The 17,520-nt window shown below is 44.4% G+C and carries 29 protein-coding genes and 2 pseudogenes; 9 read left to right on the top strand and 22 right to left on the bottom strand.

Translation table 11 applies throughout. The features are described from left to right. From ACJHX3_RS02335 to essD, 12 genes and pseudogenes are all read right to left on the bottom strand, one after another. Window positions 1-1,463 (bottom strand): phage terminase large subunit family protein (locus tag ACJHX3_RS02335; RefSeq protein WP_410236113.1); only part of this gene is annotated, 1,463 nt, incomplete at its 3' end. An 8-nt stretch (window positions 1,464-1,471) separates the two neighbouring features. Then, entirely contained in the window at window positions 1,472-1,999 is a 528-nt protein-coding gene (locus ACJHX3_RS02330) for a DUF1441 family protein (RefSeq protein WP_001389340.1), read from the bottom strand. 562 nt (window positions 2,000-2,561) lie between these two features. Then, complete coding sequence (locus ACJHX3_RS02325; protein WP_000548593.1) at window positions 2,562-2,768, bottom strand: hypothetical protein; 207 nt, start codon at window positions 2,766-2,768, stop codon at window positions 2,562-2,564. A gap of 295 nt (window positions 2,769-3,063) precedes the next feature. After that, a complete protein-coding gene (locus tag ACJHX3_RS02320; protein WP_001019207.1) occupies window positions 3,064-3,237 on the bottom strand; it encodes a GnsA/GnsB family addiction module toxin in 174 nt (57 codons plus the stop codon). A 172-nt stretch (window positions 3,238-3,409) separates the two neighbouring features. Next, on the bottom strand, window positions 3,410-3,640 hold the full coding sequence (gene ynfN, locus ACJHX3_RS02315; protein WP_000720960.1) for a protein YnfN: 231 nt from the start codon (window positions 3,638-3,640) through the stop codon (window positions 3,410-3,412). A gap of 31 nt (window positions 3,641-3,671) precedes the next feature. Then, window positions 3,672-3,710 (bottom strand): annotated as a pseudogene (locus ACJHX3_RS02310) (hypothetical protein). 2 nt (window positions 3,711-3,712) lie between these two features. After that, window positions 3,713-3,901 carry a cold-shock protein gene (locus ACJHX3_RS02305; RefSeq protein ID WP_071526745.1) on the bottom strand — a complete coding sequence of 63 codons (189 nt, stop codon included), beginning with the start codon at window positions 3,899-3,901 and terminating at the stop codon, window positions 3,713-3,715. 10 nt (window positions 3,902-3,911) lie between these two features. Beyond that, window positions 3,912-4,124, bottom strand: coding sequence for a cold shock protein CspI (gene cspI / locus ACJHX3_RS02300; RefSeq protein WP_000066495.1), 213 nt, complete (start codon window positions 4,122-4,124; stop codon window positions 3,912-3,914). Window positions 4,125-4,487: 363 nt separating this feature from the next. Further along, complete coding sequence (locus tag ACJHX3_RS02295) at window positions 4,488-4,985, bottom strand: DUF2514 domain-containing protein (RefSeq protein ID WP_001071776.1); 498 nt, start codon at window positions 4,983-4,985, stop codon at window positions 4,488-4,490. Continuing rightward, window positions 4,982-5,515 carry a lysozyme gene (locus ACJHX3_RS02290; protein WP_089568278.1) on the bottom strand — a complete coding sequence of 178 codons (534 nt, stop codon included), beginning with the start codon at window positions 5,513-5,515 and terminating at the stop codon, window positions 4,982-4,984. Before ACJHX3_RS02290 ends, ACJHX3_RS02295 begins: the two co-directional genes overlap by 4 nt. Further along, window positions 5,512-5,823 (bottom strand): DUF1327 domain-containing protein, encoded by a 312-nt coding sequence (locus ACJHX3_RS02285; protein ID WP_000189918.1) that lies wholly within the window; start codon window positions 5,821-5,823, stop codon window positions 5,512-5,514. The genes ACJHX3_RS02290 and ACJHX3_RS02285 overlap by 4 nt, the downstream gene beginning before the upstream one ends. Window positions 5,824-5,827: 4 nt before the next feature. Continuing rightward, entirely contained in the window at window positions 5,828-6,043 is a 216-nt protein-coding gene (gene essD / locus ACJHX3_RS02280) for a phage lysis protein EssD (protein ID WP_000839590.1), read from the bottom strand. A gap of 219 nt (window positions 6,044-6,262) precedes the next feature. Here essD and ynfU point away from each other — a divergent pair, with 219 nt between their 5' ends. Next, window positions 6,263-6,433, top strand: coding sequence for a putative zinc-binding protein YnfU (gene ynfU / locus ACJHX3_RS02275; protein ID WP_001405948.1), 171 nt, complete (start codon window positions 6,263-6,265; stop codon window positions 6,431-6,433). A gap of 363 nt (window positions 6,434-6,796) precedes the next feature. Here ynfU and cspB read toward each other — a convergent pair whose 3' ends face one another. Beyond that, window positions 6,797-7,012 carry a cold shock-like protein CspB gene (cspB, locus tag ACJHX3_RS02270; RefSeq protein WP_000066484.1) on the bottom strand — a complete coding sequence of 72 codons (216 nt, stop codon included), beginning with the start codon at window positions 7,010-7,012 and terminating at the stop codon, window positions 6,797-6,799. Window positions 7,013-7,312: 300 nt separating this feature from the next. Between cspB and cspF the strand changes: the two genes are divergently transcribed. Beyond that, complete coding sequence (cspF, locus tag ACJHX3_RS02265; RefSeq protein WP_000087756.1) at window positions 7,313-7,525, top strand: cold shock-like protein CspF; 213 nt, start codon at window positions 7,313-7,315, stop codon at window positions 7,523-7,525. 54 nt (window positions 7,526-7,579) lie between these two features. Further along, entirely contained in the window at window positions 7,580-7,669 is a 90-nt protein-coding gene (locus tag ACJHX3_RS02260; RefSeq protein ID WP_120795389.1) for a hypothetical protein, read from the top strand. Between the two features lie 277 nt (window positions 7,670-7,946). On the opposite strand, the gene ACJHX3_RS02255 is transcribed toward ACJHX3_RS02260, so the two are convergent. The 5 genes from ACJHX3_RS02255 to hokD all read right to left on the bottom strand — a co-directional run bounded on the left by ACJHX3_RS02255 (window position 7,947) and on the right by hokD (window position 10,732). Further along, the gene (locus tag ACJHX3_RS02255; RefSeq protein WP_001047131.1) at window positions 7,947-8,699 is read right to left on the bottom strand and encodes an antitermination protein; all 753 of its coding nucleotides are present in this window, start codon (window positions 8,697-8,699) and stop codon (window positions 7,947-7,949) included. 13 nt (window positions 8,700-8,712) lie between these two features. After that, complete coding sequence (locus tag ACJHX3_RS02250) at window positions 8,713-9,762, bottom strand: DUF968 domain-containing protein (RefSeq protein WP_094321957.1); 1,050 nt, start codon at window positions 9,760-9,762, stop codon at window positions 8,713-8,715. 1 nt (window position 9,763) lies between these two features. Next, a complete protein-coding gene (locus ACJHX3_RS02245; protein ID WP_001309521.1) occupies window positions 9,764-10,042 on the bottom strand; it encodes a hypothetical protein in 279 nt (92 codons plus the stop codon). A gap of 66 nt (window positions 10,043-10,108) precedes the next feature. Next, complete coding sequence (gene rem / locus ACJHX3_RS02240; RefSeq protein WP_000980999.1) at window positions 10,109-10,360, bottom strand: protein Rem; 252 nt, start codon at window positions 10,358-10,360, stop codon at window positions 10,109-10,111. Between the two features lie 216 nt (window positions 10,361-10,576). Continuing rightward, window positions 10,577-10,732 carry a type I toxin-antitoxin system toxin HokD gene (gene hokD, locus ACJHX3_RS02235; RefSeq protein WP_000813254.1) on the bottom strand — a complete coding sequence of 52 codons (156 nt, stop codon included), beginning with the start codon at window positions 10,730-10,732 and terminating at the stop codon, window positions 10,577-10,579. An 801-nt stretch (window positions 10,733-11,533) separates the two neighbouring features. Here hokD and ACJHX3_RS02230 point away from each other — a divergent pair. Continuing rightward, entirely contained in the window at window positions 11,534-12,868 is a 1,335-nt protein-coding gene (locus ACJHX3_RS02230) for an FRG domain-containing protein (RefSeq protein ID WP_001774471.1), read from the top strand. Between the two features lie 237 nt (window positions 12,869-13,105). Here the strand turns inward: ACJHX3_RS02230 and ACJHX3_RS02225 are convergent, their stop codons facing one another. The 4 genes from ACJHX3_RS02225 to dicC are packed head-to-tail and all read right to left on the bottom strand — an operon-like array spanning window position 13,106 to window position 15,250. Further along, window positions 13,106-13,528 (bottom strand): DUF977 family protein, encoded by a 423-nt coding sequence (locus ACJHX3_RS02225; RefSeq protein ID WP_001774502.1) that lies wholly within the window; start codon window positions 13,526-13,528, stop codon window positions 13,106-13,108. Between the two features lie 40 nt (window positions 13,529-13,568). Beyond that, window positions 13,569-14,534: a hypothetical protein gene (locus ACJHX3_RS02220; protein ID WP_000054501.1), complete on the bottom strand. Its 966-nt coding sequence runs from the start codon at window positions 14,532-14,534 to the stop codon at window positions 13,569-13,571. After that, window positions 14,515-15,036: a toxin YdaT family protein gene (locus ACJHX3_RS02215; protein ID WP_000705346.1), complete on the bottom strand. Its 522-nt coding sequence runs from the start codon at window positions 15,034-15,036 to the stop codon at window positions 14,515-14,517. Before ACJHX3_RS02215 ends, ACJHX3_RS02220 begins: the two co-directional genes overlap by 20 nt. Further along, window positions 15,020-15,250, bottom strand: coding sequence for a dicB transcriptional regulator DicC (dicC, locus tag ACJHX3_RS02210; protein WP_000920568.1), 231 nt, complete (start codon window positions 15,248-15,250; stop codon window positions 15,020-15,022). The genes ACJHX3_RS02215 and dicC overlap by 17 nt, the downstream gene beginning before the upstream one ends. An 83-nt stretch (window positions 15,251-15,333) precedes the next feature. Here dicC and dicA point away from each other — a divergent pair, with 83 nt between their 5' ends. From dicA to ydfD, 5 genes and pseudogenes are all read left to right on the top strand, one after another. Further along, window positions 15,334-15,741, top strand: coding sequence for a DNA-binding transcriptional dual regulator DicA (gene dicA, locus ACJHX3_RS02205; RefSeq protein ID WP_000448563.1), 408 nt, complete (start codon window positions 15,334-15,336; stop codon window positions 15,739-15,741). 166 nt (window positions 15,742-15,907) lie between these two features. Continuing rightward, a complete protein-coding gene (locus ACJHX3_RS02200; protein WP_000379575.1) occupies window positions 15,908-16,063 on the top strand; it encodes a DUF1391 family protein in 156 nt (51 codons plus the stop codon). Window position 16,064: 1 nt separating this feature from the next. Next, window positions 16,065-16,166: pseudogene (gene ydfB / locus ACJHX3_RS02195) on the top strand (protein YdfB); the annotation flags it as partial. A 960-nt stretch (window positions 16,167-17,126) separates the two neighbouring features. Then, entirely contained in the window at window positions 17,127-17,315 is a 189-nt protein-coding gene (gene dicB, locus ACJHX3_RS02190) for a cell division inhibition protein DicB (RefSeq protein WP_000854559.1), read from the top strand. Continuing rightward, a complete protein-coding gene (ydfD, locus tag ACJHX3_RS02185) occupies window positions 17,312-17,503 on the top strand; it encodes a lysis protein YdfD (RefSeq protein WP_001296931.1) in 192 nt (63 codons plus the stop codon). Before dicB ends, ydfD begins: the two co-directional genes overlap by 4 nt. Window positions 17,504-17,520 lie beyond the last annotated feature (17 nt).

The raw sequence follows: 17,520 nt of genomic DNA, 5'->3' as shown, positions 1-17,520 counted from the left end.
TGTTGAGAAGGATCGGAGGCCAGCGGCCAGCTTTTATGAAAAACATCCGTCAGCAGGACATCCCAGTCTTCCGGATAGCTGGCCGGATCAATTCGCTGGCTCTCCCCGTCGTAGTCACTGCGCAATGACTGCGTGATATTGTAACGATCAATAATCCAGCGTTCGCCACGACTGCCATAGCCAGTTACCTGAACCACAAAACGTCGATGACGTCCCGCCTGCACATCCACTGTCGCCACAAGGAAATTAACGCCATCCGGCACACTGCAGGAAGGAACTGGCTCTGCCCGCTGCTCAAGCAGTTCACTTTTTCGTTGCTCCATGCTGGCACGAGGAAGATAAGGCAATCCCCAGTCGGTGTTGATAACCGCCCTGAGTGTTTCTTCGCTTCCTGTCGCTTCATACTCCTGTTCTGCAGTCAGTAATTTGTAAACCAGTTGCGCCCAGGTCTGATACGCAGCAGCTGGCCCTTCCATCCAGAAACTGGCGATACGGGAGCGGCGCGGTTCACCGGAAACGTTGCCGTTACGATCAATGACCTGACCTTCACGCAACCAGACTCCTGCACTATTGAGCTCACGCTTTTTCTCCGCAGTGATAATGCCGCTGCAGTGCGGGCAAAGTAGATACGCCGCCTCACTGGCTTTAAAGGGATCCGGTTCATTACGGTAGCCGGTCATGGCATCCATAGCTGGCTGAAAATATTCACCGCAGTGCGGACATGGCCAGTACCAGCGGCGGCGGTCACCACGATTGTAAAGGGAAAGAATACCAGTCGTCGGTGGCGCTTCATGAGGCGACTTACGTCGCCATTTGCTGTCGCAGATGTCACGTCCCGGCGAGCTCTCCACCAGAGTCATCCCGGCGGACATAAATGTGGTGGTACGTTTTGAGGCCAGGGAGAAACCATCACCCTCGCTGTCGATATTCTCCGGAAAACGGTCGTAATCGGTTAAGGCGACAAACCGGTAATCCGACGACGACATAATGTTGACCGAGGGCCAACCAATTTTAAGGAACGAGCCATCCCTGAACGTCTTATCATGGACATTATTGTCGTTACGACGTGGACTCATTCTTTTCTTTACCGCCGCACTGCTTCTGAACGTTCTGTCGAGGCGCTTTTTAGAATGCTCGCGGGCCTTATCTTCGGTCATCTGCACAACGAGCATGTCCGAAGGATCGCAAACGATGGTATAGACAATCCATCCATCGATCAGACCAATGGTCTTCCCTGTTCGCGCAGGACCAACAAAAATCACCGCATCGTATTCACGCGATGCCAGGCAGTTCATGGGCTCAATGATGTAGGGTGTCAGTTCAGGATCCCATGGCACCGAGTTACCAGCCCCCTTGGGAACACGCATGAATTTTTTAACAGCCTCCGAAATCGGCATGCGACGTGGTGGGGAAAATCCTGCCGATATGTCCCTTCCCAAATTTCGGGCTGATGAAAAACCCATTATTCCTCCTAGAGACTCTCTCCTTCCTCATCAGGAATTAATTCAGCAGCACAAGCCTCGTAGGATTTTTCCTGAAGAGTGTATCGCAGGTCATCAATGGCCTGCTGTACAACGCCGACGGCCTGAGGAGTCAGAGCGCAATCGCGTTCAAGAACATCCGGAATTGTCTCCAGAACCTGGACGACAGCCTTTCTCATGGACGAATAGACGATGACTACTTCATCAACTGGGATGAGTTTTCGCTGCTCCTTTTCCAGCTTGATCCTTTCATTTTCAGACTGGTACCAGTCCTTTCTCTCTTTCGGCTCCATACGGGATGGATCATGAACAGAGTCTGCTGCCTCATGCTTCACACTAAACAGGGCGGGCCCGACATGCTGCAGGGCGTAAACGGGGTTCCCCCTGACAGTCGCAGCCACAGGAGTGTTGGCCGCGAGGAGCCGTTTTTTTACTGTGTCCCGGTGAAGCCCAAAGGCCTCGGCGATTTTAAAAACACTCCAGTAATAAGCATCACCGATCCCGCTCACATTTGACATAAGCAACTCCATCTGGCAGGTGAAAATCAGGTTTATTTATATATTTCAATTAATTGCAAACTGGTCTAATGACAGGAAGAAAAAAATATTGTACAGGTGAAAAGGGAAATAACTTTTAATTATCAATAAATTACCAAACATGCTGCCGCCGCCATGGAAATGCAAAAACTAGCCTTTTTCCGCGACGCTCCCGCCCCGTGGCAGGGACCCCCACTGGGAGGACCCGACAGCCTGACAACCGTGACGAGCATCTGAAACAGAGCGTTACATAATGGCATGGGGATAATTCAGAAGGACATCACAGCATGCCCACACAAATTAGTGTGAGTGTCCTGTTTCTTACTACGCGCAGGACTGACGAGCATGAGGGGAAAATACGCGAACCGAAATGCCTTATCTTCAGAAATGCAGCCGGCATCCGAACTGGACGATATTGTAAATTCACCTAAATACGAGGCATTGCTGTAGTTGAATTGCAGTACTGTATTAGCCTTACAGTGACAGAATACGATATTGACTCTGTCACTTGTGAAATGGTCAGAATGGTTAGCAGTTATGGTGATCAGTCAACCACCAGGGAATAATCCTTCGTATTCTTATCGTGCTTTACTAACGCGGCCTCAATTGCCCTGAATGCTTCCAGAGATACTTGATGTTCTATACATGCAATTACAACATCCGGGTAACCCATCGAAATGGTGCTATTAAGCATAGTTTTTACACGAACCTGCTCCTGGGAGGGGGCATCAGTGTATTGATCTTTATGCATTTTGTCGCTCCATTCGTTTGCTCTTCACTTGCGGCTAAAAATATAACGTCAAATCACTCAGCATGAAAGAGTGAAAGTTTCAGCGCGTTTCCCTTACATAATCTGTCGTTTGTATTCTCTTCAGGCATACCGGAAAGACTAGGTATTGTCACACAACCAATACCATCGACAATCGAGATTTATATCTATTCGGTAATGTTTAAATATAACAAAACCCCGTAAAAACGAGGTTTATGGGTAATTTGTATTGTTGAATAGCATCTGATGAGAAATTGATGCTAATACTATAAACATGCTAGATTAAATCAATCTTGATATCATAGCTTTCAAGACCAGTCATTTTTTCCCGTGCAGTAAACTGGATACTGGTAACTTCTTTCCCGGTCTTTTTCTTAAGCTCAATGATTTTTTTTGTTATATATTCAGAAATATCTGCTTCTGTTTTTGTTTTTAACTCTTCAATGTTCATCATTTCCTCTTTTAGTCTGTTATGACTGTCCTGGTACACAGTAGTGTCAATTATATGGAGCAAACGTATAAAAGATAAGATGAAACATCGCAATAATCAACATACGACGGTCTAAATTTCACACAAACAGATAAAGATGATTATCATTTATTATCAATGCATTAGAATCAAATCAATTCAAGAGTCTCATTGCTGCTTCCAGAATTTCTTCTGAAGTTACATGTCGATCCGCTGCTACATAAATGACTTTATGATCTCCGGTCAGAGATGGAAACCCTGCAGCCATTACAGTGAGGTGTGTTGTTTCGCCATTTGGATATTCACGCATGATGGTGTTAACTCCGGTCATCACTGGCACTACCATTGCTGGTTCAGAGTTAAAAAAAACTATTATTTTTTTCATAATGTTACCGTAATATGTGAGTATCCATCGACTAGACACTAAGCAAAAAAGCTCCCGAAGGAGCCTTCATTTTCACTTTCTTAAATCTAACGACAGATGGCTAACATTTAAGTATTGTGAAATATTATCAAATGTAATCATCATTGATTTACAAAAGATACATTTTGCCCCGAAAGGATTTCTGTCAGAAACATCAAAAGATGATGTTCTATACTGAGAACCATGGCAACACGGGCATCTAAAGTGAATATGGTTTGTAATATTTTCTACCTCAAAGTGCCACTACATGAACAGCTGCAGGGCCTTTAGGTCCGTTCTCAATACCAAATTCGACTTCCTGATTCTCAGTTAACGTTTTGAAATCGTTGCTCTGAATAGCTGAGAAATGCACAAACACATCTTTGCTACCATCTTTCGGCGTGATGAAACCAAAACCTTTTTCAGGGTTAAACCATTTCACTAAACCAGTCATTTTGTTAGACATCATTATTACCTTTTGAAGAAGTTAGCCCTTGGGCAGAATGGTCCGAAAAAAAATATCAGAGAGAAAAACCAACAAGGAAATCTCAAGAGGTACAAATAATAAAATTATAACAATGACTGCTTCAGATAATTTTGTAACAAACCAGAACACCATTAACGCATGATTAACCAACCATAGCAAGGATTACTTTTGTAAAGAAAAACACACGAATGAAACAATAGCTTTATTTATTAATAAAACGTGTCATTCTGTCTAATGACCTTTTATCTTACCCTTAAGATTTCAAGGATTTTGACTCATGGAAGAGTCCTTTTTATTTAAATTTCACATTCAGCGCTAAAAATAATCCGATTTAATATTAATCTACATCTGATATTTTTTATCTCTTAAAGATTCATAAATCCGTTGACAAGTCACTCCTGCGATGTAGCGTTTGTCAGCAATTTCAGCATAAAGCTGAGCTTCTGCTGCAATATCTCCGAGCATGTTGGTGAGCATTCCTTCGGCGGCTTTGGTTGTTTTGCCTCTGACGGCAGCGGCAAGATTTGCGGTATGCTGCGCTGCGTCAAGGCGTATGGCATATTTTGTTGCTTCGGCACGCAGCTGGTTAACACTATCAGACAGATCAGCAGCCCTGGCAGAAATTTCAGCGGCTTTCTGTTGTGCATCTTTAACAGCCTCATCACGGGATATACTTCGCCCCTGTTCAATTATTCGAGCAGCAAATTGGACATTTACCTCTTGAGATAATTCGGCAGCATCACGCTCCGCCCATTTTTTTTGCCATCCTCTGTCGCTCCAGACATTACCTACGACAAATCCTACCAACACGAGCAAAATCACCGTGAATATCTGATTCACTGTTCTATCCCCCAGCAGGTTAATGCACTCTCCTGGTCACGACGAATAACCTGACCGTAACAATTATTTGAACGAATGCGGCAATCACGTCCACCGTCCTTTATCCACCAGCGAATCGCCTCGCATGCGCCTTTACGATCACCGGCATTAAGCCGCTTATAAAACGTCGACGGAAAACACTTACCAGGGCCAATGTTATAGGGACAGAATGACGCGATACCGGCTTTCTGTGGCTCGGTCAGTGGAACTTTTATATTGCGCTCCACCCATGCCAGCGCCTTATCACGCTCAATGGCGTTGACCTGGTCGCATTTTTCCTTCGACAGTTTCATATTGGGAAAAACGTTTTTTCCATCCACCACTGTGGCACCCCGACAGATGGTCCATATGCCAGAACCATCGCGGTATGCTATTGTGTGGTTACCTTCTTTTTCGTCCAGAAACTGGTCAAGTATCTGAGGAGCAGATGCGCCAGCACCAATCAGCGCCAGAACGGCAGCCGACAGGCCGTATCTGATTTTTGTGTTCATAGATATTTATGATGAGGACGCTCGTGCTTATTGGCAGGATTTTCAATCTTAAAGGAGTACTGATGCTGCAGATAAGACTCAACTTTTTCTGACAATTTTTCTGCTACTTCCAGGAAGACTTGCCGGACGCTCATTCTGGCTGCTGCCTCATAAAACTCCAGCGCAGCTCCTTCAACACGGTCCATGGCGACATCCAGGCCAAAAATTTCACCGTCAAAGCGTTCTTTGTCCTGTAAGGCTACAGTTACCGTAACTTTATTCTCAAAATTACGGACTCCTTTCACAACCAGTTCATAGTCTTGAGTCATTGGATTACTCTCCTCTCGCAGCCTTACGCCTGTCTTCTTTAATCTTGAAATAAAGATTTGTCAGATACGTCAGCAGGCCAAAAACCAGGCTACCCAGCACACCGATTGCAGCCCACTGTGACGGAGTTACTTTATCGAGTAACTGCAATGCCCAGAAACCAGCATTACCCGCCGATGTGCCATAGGCAACACCTGTTGTTAACTTATCCATTGATTTCATATCCTCACCCCGATGTACACGGATGGTGCAATATGTTTGAAAAGATCGGAGTCTACGGGGTAGTTTTGACAGCACACGCTGTTCTCAACGGCGCTAAAGAAACATACACATTAAAAATGTGAGTAATTATTTTGAAAGAAAGTCATATATAAAATAATAATACGAGAAATGTTTTCATATTTAGTGTACTGTATACGGCCATTTATACAGGAAAAGCCTATGTCAGAACGTAAAGACTCAAAATCACGCCGTAATTATCTCGTTAAATGTTCCTGCCCAAACTGCACCCAAGAGTCAGAACACAGTTTTTCAAGAGTACAAAAAGGTGCCCTTTTGATCTGCCCTCATTGCAACAAAGTATTCCAGACAAATCTTAAAGCTGTAGCCTGATTGATTTTATTAGTAACAAGTATTTTTTATATTTTAATAATATATTTAAAGCAGATAATAAAAAACCCGCCTGAGCGGGTTTGAGATTGTGGTGCTTTTTGTGGGAGTCATCCACTTACGCACTTTGTTTTGCCATGCCAGCAGTTAGCTTCTGCTGTAAAACTATTCATGCAGCAAACCTGCACTTCACCACAATGGTTAGCATACTTTTCCTGATTAAGATTTTGCCAAATATGCTGGCCATTGTTTCATGTATTGGACCTCCTTAAATTTTATTAAAGAAATCCAATATTCACTACTCTGTCCGTATCTCTACTCAGGCATCAGCCTTCTTCGTTATCGTATACAGACGAGCGATGAATTTTAATCAGTAATGATGACATTTGCTGCTGCAGGACCTTTAGCACCACTCTCTATAGAGAAGGTAACCTTTTGACCTTCAAATAAGGTTCGATAATTATCATTCTGAATCGCAGAAAAATGCACAAACACATCTTTACTACCATCAACAGGAGAAATAAAGCCGAAACCTTTATCAGCGTTAAACCATTTTACTAAACCAGTCATTTTATTTGACATTCTACATTCCTTAACTTGAGCCTTTCGGCATAAATGGTTTGCATAACAGAAACGACTTCGTACTTAATTGGAGAGACTCAAAGAAGGAATAAGTGAATAACACCTGAAATGAGAACTGCTTTAGTAAACTACTTCGTATATCGTCTGTTCTTCAAACCGACGCAATCATTAACGCATAGTTGAACATATGAAGCAATGTTTATTTTAGACATCCAGCCATCTTCAACCCCATCAAAAAACTATAGCTTTCTTCAGGAACGTGTGTATAGTGCGCCAAGTTATCAGTATTAAGGAATTTTTTTGTCCCGTAAAATGACAGGAATTGTCAAAACCTTTGACGGCAAAAGCGGCAAGGGTCTTATCACCCCATCCGATGGTCGTATCGATGTCCAGCTTCATGTTTCAGCGCTCAATCTCCGCGATGCAGAAGAAATTACCACCGGATTACGCGTGGAATTTTGCCGGATAAATGGTCTGCGTGGCCCTTCAGCTGCCAATGTTTACCTTTCATGAGCTATATTAAAGCTTTAATTTCAGGCCCCATCGGATCACACATGGAGAGTTTTTATGAATAACCCCGTCTGTCTTGATGACTGGTTGATTGGCTTTAAAAGCTTATGCTGTACTTTGGCCGTAATAGCTCTGCTAATAATATAATAAGCAGACTCATTGTGTTTAGGGACATTGTACTGGAAGAAAACATTTTAAACATCAGGCAAATAACCAAGTCACCAGCTAAATAATAAGTTAACAGACATGAGTCCCGGGATGAGATTCAACATTACCATTGCCCCATTTAAAGCACAAAACCCGCTCATCAGCGGGTTTTCTACTTTTTCTTAACGTCGGGTATACAAAGCCCATCATTGAAAAAATTTTATCCATATTTTTTGAAAAATGCAAACATCATGTCGCCATCTTCAGCAAAAATCATTTATCTCGTCACCTTCCTCAATTGCGCTTCCGCGTATGCTTCTTCCTGCCAGCACTTTGTTACCAGTTTACCAATGACGTCCGCATACCCCTTATACCACTGATAATCGGTCAGGTCTGGTACCAGCTTCTGGACATGACGTCGTGCCAGCGTGGTCGGTAAACGACTAAACCGGTTTCCATTACAACGCCCACAAATCTTATATACCGGTACGCCATGAAACCGGGTTCTTTTTTCATCCAGAACAATCCCTTTACCCTTACACCCTCTGCACGCTGTGCTGACTTCGCCCTTACCATGGCAATGCTGACATAGTTCCTTCACCCATTCTTCCTTGATTACAGATTCCCCGCGTCTGTAGTGTTTCACCACTTCGCGCAATACATTATAAAATCCCGTACCTGAACAATGCTCACAGCGAGCCTTACTTGCCGCAGACCTGGAGTAATCAGCAAAGGCAAAATTCACGAGGTAAGGAATAATCTGTAACCGGATTTCTTCACTCAATTTGTTCAATGTCGGGTTATCCAGTGCCATCGCGTAATTTAGCAGGCCTTCAATCGCAAACTGAGCGTCCTGAACACCAACTTTTGCCAGAAATAAGGCCAACCCAAGTGGTGCTTTCGACTGCACCATCCCCTGCGCTGCCATTACATCCGTAATTGTTAAACAACCGGTGCCTGTCGCTGGAGCGTCATCGCTCAATTTTGGAGATTTTGGGGAGTAATATTTTGGTAAGGCTTCAAGGTTCATGCTCGTTCTCCACTTACGCCAGTACGCCAATTGCCAGCGCGCGATCGATAAAACGAAATATCAGCTCCAGTTGGGAGCCATACTTCTCTTCAAATGCCACTGTATCCGTATGCAGCTCGTTGTGATGCTTTCTGCACAAAGGCAACACAAAGAGATCATGTGCTTTTGTTCCCATTCCGCCCTGCCCGTGACCAATCAGATGATGCGGATCGTCGGCTGGCATACCGCAGCAAGCACACGGCTGTGTCTTAACCCAACGAGTGTATTTCTCCTTAACCCAGCGGCGACGTTTAGGCAGCTTCATGAAAGATTCCGGAGACTCTGGATCAACGTTGATGCTTACCACCGTCTTTTCCTGTGATGGGTTTTGTTGCTGGTGGGCGTAAGGCAACGGTGCAAGATTTTTTGTGCGTTGTTTCAATATGCTGGTGGCGGTCTGCTCTCCCGGTACGATGTCGCTTTCGCGGTACACCGAGCAGATTTTTTCCGCTGGTAATCCCAGCGAACGACGCGATACAGCCTCAGGTAGTGCATCCACCACCTGATTGCAGACCGCCCACCAGGATAATTCAGCCAAAGATAATTCCCGCTCCTGCGTACCGCTTATTGCGTGACGGATGACGTCAATCACCCATGCTGTCAGATTTTGTTGAGCAAGCAGCTCCAGTGATTCCGATGTCTGGTCACGCAGTTGGTTGTCGCAGTGCCAGCACAACACCATTGCGCCGGTACCATAACGGTGAATGACTGTTTCAGTGTGATGGTAATCGCCATTAGGCCACTGGCAGGATGTAACATGACGTAATAGCCAGTCAGACAATGCGCCAACGCCGCCAGCAGCACGAATCACCCGTTCGTTACTAAAAAACGGTAGCAATGTTTTGTCTTCCGCCAGCGGCTGGCGAACGGCAGGAACGACTCCGGATAGCAGATTACGCATGCTTTTTGGTTCCGGTTCCACCAGCACTCGAGGATTATGAAATATCTGTATGGATTCACGGCCCGGCTTAAGGACCACCAGCCCAAGCTCAGGCACCAGAACAGGTCTAAGTAATACCCGCACGTTACCTCCAGATCCGTTGCTGGAAAGTGCGGGACGCACGTGGTGGGCGTTCGGAATAAGGCAGCCTGACAGAGATTATCCAGTGCCGATAGTCGAGACTGAGAGCTTTCTTAACCTCGAACCCGCGCCTGCGGTAAGAATGAATCAGCCATTCGGCCTGTTCTGCAGTGCATGGAGGGTGCTGGAACCATTCAGACTTGAATGCGTGAGAATACCGCCCGTGCGTGCAGGCAAGAACGGGCGAATTATCAGAATTGTAATATTTTACGTTGCGTGCCATCGGTTTTCTCCGGTGGCACGGTGTTACTCAGCGGGAGTTCAGCCCCGCGCAAGATTGTAGATGAGTTTATTCTTCTGCAAAAGCTGAAAAGCCTGCTTTTATTCCGATCTCTTTCAGTGCCTGTAATGAAGTGACAAACTCACCTTCGCGCAAGATAAATCCGTCTGTCACTCGACCATCCACAAAATTAATTAACGCAGCCCCATTCTTTCGCAAACACATAATGCGGTAATGACTAACAAGATTTCCATTTTCAACGCACACAGCATAGAGGCCATCTTCACAAAAAATTTTACGCAGTTCTTCGATGTTCATCATCAGAATCCTTCCGGATAATTAGCTCTCCCCTTTAAGGGACCATCCCTCTTATCCCTGCGCGCTACTTAAGTATTTTTGATTCTATTCCGGCACCGTCCAGAACTTCAAACGCGTTGAAAATAAAAACAAAAACCCGCCGAAGCGGGTTAAGTGCGGGTGCGTTGAGGATGCCTGCCACATCAGAGGTGGCGAGGGATTTCTCCCTCGCCGGGTCTCTTACTCCTCAGGTTCGTAAGCTGTGAAGACAGCGACCTCCGTCTGGCCGGTTCGGATTCGTACCTCGCAGAGGTCTTTCCTCGTTACCAGTGCCGTCACTATGACGGTTAAACAGATGACGATCAGGGCGATTAACATCGCCTTTTGCTGCTTCATAGCCTGCTTCTCCTTGCCTTTCGGCACGTAAGAGGCTAACCTACATATGTCTAGCATGAAATTGGCCTCAGATTAATGTTAAGCGTCTTGCAGGACGCGTAATGTTAACTGGGGCTTTTCTCTATCTGCCGTTGGTGTTCATGCCTGAGGCAGATAGCCTCAAGCACCCGCAGCAATTCTACTTAACTCCCGTCACCTCGCCAATATAAAATCAATCAGAAAGGCGATCCGTAAGAACAACAGCAAGACAATAAATTGCCATTACAGCCGCAATAGCTAGCGCACATTTGAGAACCAGCACGACAACCTCCTGTATTGGACGTACACCAGTTCTGATAAATATGAGGCTGTCTCATCATTGATTCAATATAACTATTGGGTATAGTTTCTGTGATTTTGTTTTGTAGAAATGGAACACAACAACCAGTTACCACCAGCACTTCTTTAAATACGCCAAGTCCGACGCAAGCTAACCTTCTAGTCCGCTTTGAGTGAGAAGCAGACATTTACTTAACCGGATAGCAAGAGACTTCATACTACAGCTCATACATCATGGTTGATCCCGGAGTTTTCAGCAATGGAAATTGCCCACATGATCGTACCGTAACCACATTAGAAGCAGGTTCACTTTGTGAATTTTGATTGTGTCACCCTATCAGTTTTGAATTTTTATAAAAAATATTCGCAAATTTGTGAATTATGAGAGGCATACGAGCATGGACAACCAATGTTACTTTCATACACAATGAAGCAACATGATAAAAATACACTGACTTTAGTAAGTAAATTTAGGAGATTGCGATGTTTAGCTTAATCATGGCCGGAGAACCGGACGTTTTTGACCGCTGGCCGTGTATGGACCCTGAGCTTAAAGAAGGCAAGGAAAGCTTCTCGATGTCCCGCATGCTGGAAGGCACCCCAAGCAATATTTACAGAAAATTAACACCAATAAGACCCGATACCTTAAGAGTACTCGCCAAGCTACCGGTGTTGTTCATGACCGAAATTTATACAAAAGATGATGAATATGATACAAACAAGTACATCAGGATCAGGCTTGGGGAAATAAGAAATTTACGTAAAGATGGTGGCGATATTTTATTTTCTTTCAAGATTAATCATGATTTTGGAGAAATAACGAATCCCCAAACGACATTATATAAAGAAACCCTAGGACTAGGATCTTTCGGGTTAAGTCGTACACATTGGGCAGTAAAAAATAAGGATTTGAATATTGTTCTGGAATTACTTGGTTTAAACAAAAAAAATAGCCATCTGAAAGGTACAATCAAATTAAAAAAACAAACATACCCAGTAGTCGAGAATATTATAGATTATCTTAATTTCATTAAGAAAAACTTTCGTGATGGTCTCATTACCTTCTATCGTGGACACTCTAAAAGCTCATATGAGCTTGTCCCCTCTCTTTACAGAAAAAATCAAAACGGGACGTACAGGCATCTTGCTTCAGAATCTGATTTAGTACGTGAAATACTCAGCGCAAGACCAAATGAATTTAAGGAGGATAAATTTACGATTGATAAACTTGTCCGCATGCAGCATTATGGCTTGCCTACAAGACTCTTAGACATTACATCTAACCCACTGATAGCATTATATTTTGCTTGCTGTTCGAACCCCGATGAAAACGGACAGGTGATTGCGTTTTCAACAAACAGAAAGAAAATTAAATATTTCGACTCAGACACAGTGAGCTGTATAGCAAACTTATCACTTTTATCTTACGAAGAGTTGGAAAAATTGTCTTCCATTGATGCCAGAAAAGGTAGTATGGAGTTACCTGAACTCACTGATAAACTTGCAGACCTTATACAGAATGAAAAATCATATTTCAGAAACAGAATAATCCCTGATGACTTAAAGAAAGTTGTTTTCCTTAAGGCAAAAATAAATAATGAACGCATACAATCTCAGGCAGGAGCTTTTCTTCTGTTCGGACTTGATCCCATTTTACCGGAAACAGATGCTGAGTTTCCTCTTAACAGAGTGGAGATAGCGAACAAAAATAAAATTCTGGAAGAGCTGGCACAGCTTAATATATCCGAAAGCACTGTATATCCCAGCATGGAGAAAACGGCAGCAGAAATTACAAAAAAGTTTTTATCGGTATCATAAAGGGATAAACTAAAGGAAACGAAAACTAAGACTGCGCAGTCTTCAGGTGGAAGTACTCATCGGGAACGGTTTCAGGGGCAAAAACTGGAAGCTCCAATGGCCTTGAGCTGCTCCCTATAAATTAACATATCTCAATGTTATCAATGTCTGCTTTTGGCACAAAGCGGACAACCACGCTAGCTCTACCCTGTGCCACAAAATGTCAATTTGCATCTGAACTAATGCACTTTAATCTCGTCACTTCAATAAATACCGGACATCCCCCTGATAAAACGACAATATGCGCTGCATAACTTCGCTTTTACGACACTCAGTACAAATCATATTATGACGCCTGTCGTAACGACGTATTTCTCCGTCAGGTAATGACCAGATAAGGTCCGGATCAACCGCAGATGGTTCCTTCAGCTTTACCCTTGAGAGCTTTTTACGGGCATTTTGCCAGTCCTTACGCGCCTGTTCAGACGGGAATAACCCGTAACCAGAGTTGTATACATCGCCGCTGGCAACCAGCTCTCTTGCGAGAACGCTCATCAGATATCTTGTCGCACCTGTCTTGACTTCCAGTTGCCGTAACGTCTCACGCCCACTCCGGCGTACGAGTTCAACAACCTGCCCTTTAATTTTTTCCCGCTCTTCTTGTGTAAAAACTTTTGCCACAAGCCCTCCTGAAAATTACCTCATGACCAGAAATTAACACTTACCCCCTGAAGCCCGGCGGAATTTCGGTATCCGGCTCAGAAATATGATTCACACAACGCTGTACAGACGAACGCCCCAGGCGGATAACCAGTTCATCCCATTTTTCGCGAAGCTTTGACGGACTCATGATATTTTTTACCCAGAATGGATCCCGCTGCACCCGACCAAACATTTCACAAATTTGTCTGTGAGTTCTGCCATCCAGCATCCGCATTGTGCGCACGTCGTTGGCCCATGCGGTCCAGTTGGGTTCTTTCGGTCGCGAAATCTCGCCATCATCGCTGGCGGCCTGCTCGTAAAGACTCACGATTCGCCCCCAGATCCACTGCGCACACGCCAAATCTTCCTGGCTGCCCCACTGGCGTTTTTTCGCACTGAACACAACCGCGTCAGGGTGTCGGGTTAAAAAATCCTGTTCAACCGTCTGCGGGTCCGGTTGCGAAGCTTCCGGACGAGAAGTCTTTTTATTCTCTGTAGTAATCTCTGTTGTATTCTCTGTAAGATCATCAGGCCATTTTGACCCGATGACATTGAGTCGTTTTGAACCAATGGAGCGTTTCATTTTGACCTCTTCCATCGTGTCATTTTGACCTGATGGAGCGGCGCATTTTAAACCGATGGATTCGCTCAATTTGCCACCATCTAAAAGCTCGCTCCCGTAGTTGATCGTGTAGAAATTGGTCATATCGCGCTTTGATTTATTGAGCTTTTCACAACGCAAAAGCCCCAGCGTTTTCAGACTTGCAAACGCGCGCTTTAACGTTGACTCTGACCAGAATGGGAACTGTTCCAGCCATTGTTCCGTTGTGTTATAAATCCAGCGAACACCATCACATTCCATGCCGGAGTTGGTATCTCTCAACCAGTAGTGCAGTTGTTGCAAAACAATGGCTTCGTTTAAGCCAATTTTCATTGCCAGCTGCGTGTTTATAACCAGTGGGCGTTCAGCAAAAAGAAGACTCATAATTCCATCCAGCTTTTTGTTGGTATTGCTGTCGATACGCAAGCTTGAAAGCAATTGCTTTTTCTATAAGTTCGTCAGTTTCACGATCTACAACGGCAGGATCTGCAAAAAGCAGTCCGGATTCCACCACATCGCCATATTCTTTATTTAACCCGGCGATCATGTACGTAATACTTTTTCCATCACTGATCTCACGATACAACCTGAAATCACTAATCCGGATAGCCTCCATAATCGCAGGCACTAGCGCCCTGAACTTTTCACGCTTATCCCTGGTGTCGATAGCCTTCCAGCGTTCGAATATCTTCACTCGATTAACGCCAAGCGCTCGCTGATCAACCGCGCCACCTTCATCTGTGACACGCTGAACATCGATGTTCGGGCGCTCTTTCAAAGCCCAGAATGCTTCAGTGATTAATATCGTCGCCTGCTCCTGTGTCATTCCTGGTCGACATATCCAGGCATCCAGAGCCTCACGAGCCTGTTCAGGAGTGATTTTCATTGTTCAACCGCCCCGCCCGCTTCGTCTTACGATATTCATCATAAACTTTGGGATCATACTGAAGCTCCCCGCCAGATGCCTCCTGTAGACGCATCGCGCGACCTTCGGGAACTAAATCCCCTTTCCAGCTATAAAGCGAAGCCAAACGAATACCTGCTGCTTGTGCAAGTTTTGTTTTTGAACCGAAATACAAAAGAGCGTCAGTTTTAAGCATTTAAAACACCTTTATTGTTAGTTATGACTAACAAAATAGATGTTAACAAAAACATAGTCAATACGATTTAGCATTAGCTAACTATGGAAACAAAAAATTTAACTATCGGCGAACGCATTAGGTATCGTCGGAAAAACCTCAAACACACCCAAAGGTCTCTTGCTAAAGCCCTGAAAATCTCCCATGTGTCTGTATCACAATGGGAACGGGATGATAGTGAACCTACAGGGAAGAACCTTTTTGCCCTCAGCAAAGTATTGCAATGCTCACCAACATGGATTCTATTTGGCGATGAAGACAAGCAACCAACACCACCTGTTGAGAAGCCAGTTGCCTTATCCCCCAAAGAACTAGAGCTCCTTGAGCTGTTTAATGCACTGCCAGAATCAGAACAGGATACCCAGCTCGCCGAAATGCGAGCTCGAGTAAAAAACTTCAATAAACTCTTTGAAGAATTACTAAAAGCCCGTCAGCGGACAAATAAAAGATAACATCATCAATGAGTTATCTTTTACCACATCAATCATGTTAGTCATAACATACAAAATCACTTGACCTATATGTTAGCCATGGCTAATCTTATTTGCATCAACACACCGCACGGTGTTCTCAGCAAACAGTTCCGCTACCCCAGCGTTAAGGGGAAATGAGGTCAGCATGGATACTATCGATCTTGGCAACAACGAATCTCTGGTGTACGGCGTGTTCCCCAACCAGGACGGCACGTTCACCGCGATGACGTATACCAAAAGCAAAACGTTTAAAACCGAAAATGGTGCCCGTCGCTGGCTGGAAAGAAACTCAGGTGAGTGATATGGATTTCGACACAATCATGGAAAAGGCTTACGAAGAATACTTCGAAGGCCTTGCCGAAGGCGAAGAAGCTCTCAGCTTCAGTGAGTTTAAACAGGCACTCAGAATAAGAATGTGCTCTCACAATGACGCGGAGCACAAATATGAGAAGCAAAATCAGACCGCAGAAAATTTTGTTCTGGAACCCGGAGAAACGCTTTTCAAAATTCCCGTTACGTGCCCCATTTGCGGTTTTACATCAGAAGAACTTGACGACTCCTGTAACAATCAGGAAACAACCAAGTATGTCGAAGATGATACCGAGTGCGCACGAAGAACGATTATATCCACGAGTCCAAACTCCAGGACCAATAAATCTCACTTTGAGAGGGTGATTAATCCACTCCCCCAAACCAATAAAAAAGATGCCGGAGGACAAAAAACCCAATGGAACAACGGGATATCTGTCAAAAAAAGACGTTCCATTAAAGACAAACAACGCAGCGCCAACAACTGTAAGCGCTTTATACCAGTAATCAATTTTCATGTTCTTAAGCGGATTTATTGGTGGTTGCGACATTGCTTAATGAATCCTTAAAACTGTGGTGATTTTAAGGATACCACCTCGCCTGACGTGGTTAAAAGCAGGCACACAACACGAAAGCGCACGGCGAAGTTCGTCTCACTGTACGGTGTCGTTAAATTTAATTCGACCGTGCGCTTCCGGTTGTGGCAACCCGCGAAATGGCGCGGCGGTAAGTATGGCGGGGTTATTCCTTCCCCGTTGAGGACACCGAGTTGTCAGGTTGACCATACGCTTAAGTGACAACCCCGCTGCAACGCCCTCTGTTATCAATTTTCTGGTGACGTTTGGCGGTATCAGTTTTACTCCGTGACTGCTCTGCCGCCGTTTTTAAAGTGAATTTTGTGATGCGGTGAATGCGGCTAAGCGCACGCGGAACAGTTAAAACCAAAAACAGTGTTATGGGTGGATTCTCTGTATCCGGCGTTAATTGTTAACTGGTTAACGTCACCTGGAGGCACCAGGCACTGCATCACAAAATTCATTGTTGAGGACGCGATAATGAAAACGTTATTACCAAACGTTAATACGTCTGAAGGTTGTTTTGAAATTGGTGTCACTATCAGTAACCCTGTATTTACTGAAGATGCCATTAACAAGAGAAAACAAGAACGGGAGCTATTAAATAAAATATGCATTGTTTCAATGCTGGCTCGTTTACGTCTGATGCCAAAAGGATGTGCACAATGAATTCAGCATTTGCGCTTGTTCTGACAGTTTTTCTTGTTTCCGGAGAGCCAGTTGATATTGCAGTCAGTGTTCACAGGACAATGCAGGAGTGTATGACTGCAGCAACCGAACAGAAAATTCCCGGTAACTGTTACCCGGTCGATAAAGTTATTCACCAGGATAATAACGAAATCCCGGCAGGTCTTTAAAACAGTTCCGTAATAAA

The organism is Escherichia sp. WS1265, assembly GCF_046487585.1.
Taxonomy (GTDB): domain Bacteria; phylum Pseudomonadota; class Gammaproteobacteria; order Enterobacterales; family Enterobacteriaceae; genus Escherichia; species Escherichia coli.
Note: the sequence above shows the minus strand (reverse complement) of the source record. Positions and strands in the feature narration are given on the sequence as shown.

Bases quoted from the DNA above. Each gene is read 5' to 3' on its own strand.
- ACJHX3_RS02330 (WP_001389340.1), bottom strand. From the start codon at position 1,999: ATGTCAAATGTGAGCGGGATCGGTGATGCTTATTACTGGAGTGTTTTT.
- ACJHX3_RS02325 (WP_000548593.1), bottom strand. From the start codon at position 2,768: ATGCATAAAGATCAATACACTGATGCCCCCTCCCAGGAGCAGGTTCGT.
- ACJHX3_RS02320 (WP_001019207.1), bottom strand. From the start codon at position 3,237: ATGAACATTGAAGAGTTAAAAACAAAAACAGAAGCAGATATTTCTGAA.
- ynfN (WP_000720960.1), bottom strand. From the start codon at position 3,640: ATGAAAAAAATAATAGTTTTTTTTAACTCTGAACCAGCAATGGTAGTG.
- cspI (WP_000066495.1), bottom strand. From the start codon at position 4,124: ATGTCTAACAAAATGACTGGTTTAGTGAAATGGTTTAACCCTGAAAAA.
- ACJHX3_RS02290 (WP_089568278.1), bottom strand. From the start codon at position 5,515: ATGAACACAAAAATCAGATACGGCCTGTCGGCTGCCGTTCTGGCGCTG.
- ACJHX3_RS02285 (WP_000189918.1), bottom strand. From the start codon at position 5,823: ATGACTCAAGACTATGAACTGGTTGTGAAAGGAGTCCGTAATTTTGAG.
- essD (WP_000839590.1), bottom strand. From the start codon at position 6,043: ATGAAATCAATGGATAAGTTAACAACAGGTGTTGCCTATGGCACATCG.
- ynfU (WP_001405948.1), top strand. From the start codon at position 6,263: ATGTCAGAACGTAAAGACTCAAAATCACGCCGTAATTATCTCGTTAAA.
- cspB (WP_000066484.1), bottom strand. From the start codon at position 7,012: ATGTCAAATAAAATGACTGGTTTAGTAAAATGGTTTAACGCTGATAAA.
- ACJHX3_RS02260 (WP_120795389.1), top strand. From the start codon at position 7,580: ATGAATAACCCCGTCTGTCTTGATGACTGGTTGATTGGCTTTAAAAGC.
- ACJHX3_RS02255 (WP_001047131.1), bottom strand. From the start codon at position 8,699: ATGAACCTTGAAGCCTTACCAAAATATTACTCCCCAAAATCTCCAAAA.
- ACJHX3_RS02245 (WP_001309521.1), bottom strand. From the start codon at position 10,042: ATGGCACGCAACGTAAAATATTACAATTCTGATAATTCGCCCGTTCTT.
- rem (WP_000980999.1), bottom strand. From the start codon at position 10,360: ATGATGAACATCGAAGAACTGCGTAAAATTTTTTGTGAAGATGGCCTC.
- hokD (WP_000813254.1), bottom strand. From the start codon at position 10,732: ATGAAGCAGCAAAAGGCGATGTTAATCGCCCTGATCGTCATCTGTTTA.
- ACJHX3_RS02230 (WP_001774471.1), top strand. From the start codon at position 11,534: ATGTTTAGCTTAATCATGGCCGGAGAACCGGACGTTTTTGACCGCTGG.
- ACJHX3_RS02220 (WP_000054501.1), bottom strand. From the start codon at position 14,534: ATGAGTCTTCTTTTTGCTGAACGCCCACTGGTTATAAACACGCAGCTG.
- ACJHX3_RS02215 (WP_000705346.1), bottom strand. From the start codon at position 15,036: ATGAAAATCACTCCTGAACAGGCTCGTGAGGCTCTGGATGCCTGGATA.
- dicC (WP_000920568.1), bottom strand. From the start codon at position 15,250: ATGCTTAAAACTGACGCTCTTTTGTATTTCGGTTCAAAAACAAAACTT.
- dicA (WP_000448563.1), top strand. From the start codon at position 15,334: ATGGAAACAAAAAATTTAACTATCGGCGAACGCATTAGGTATCGTCGG.
- ACJHX3_RS02200 (WP_000379575.1), top strand. From the start codon at position 15,908: ATGGATACTATCGATCTTGGCAACAACGAATCTCTGGTGTACGGCGTG.
- dicB (WP_000854559.1), top strand. From the start codon at position 17,127: ATGAAAACGTTATTACCAAACGTTAATACGTCTGAAGGTTGTTTTGAA.
- ydfD (WP_001296931.1), top strand. From the start codon at position 17,312: ATGAATTCAGCATTTGCGCTTGTTCTGACAGTTTTTCTTGTTTCCGGA.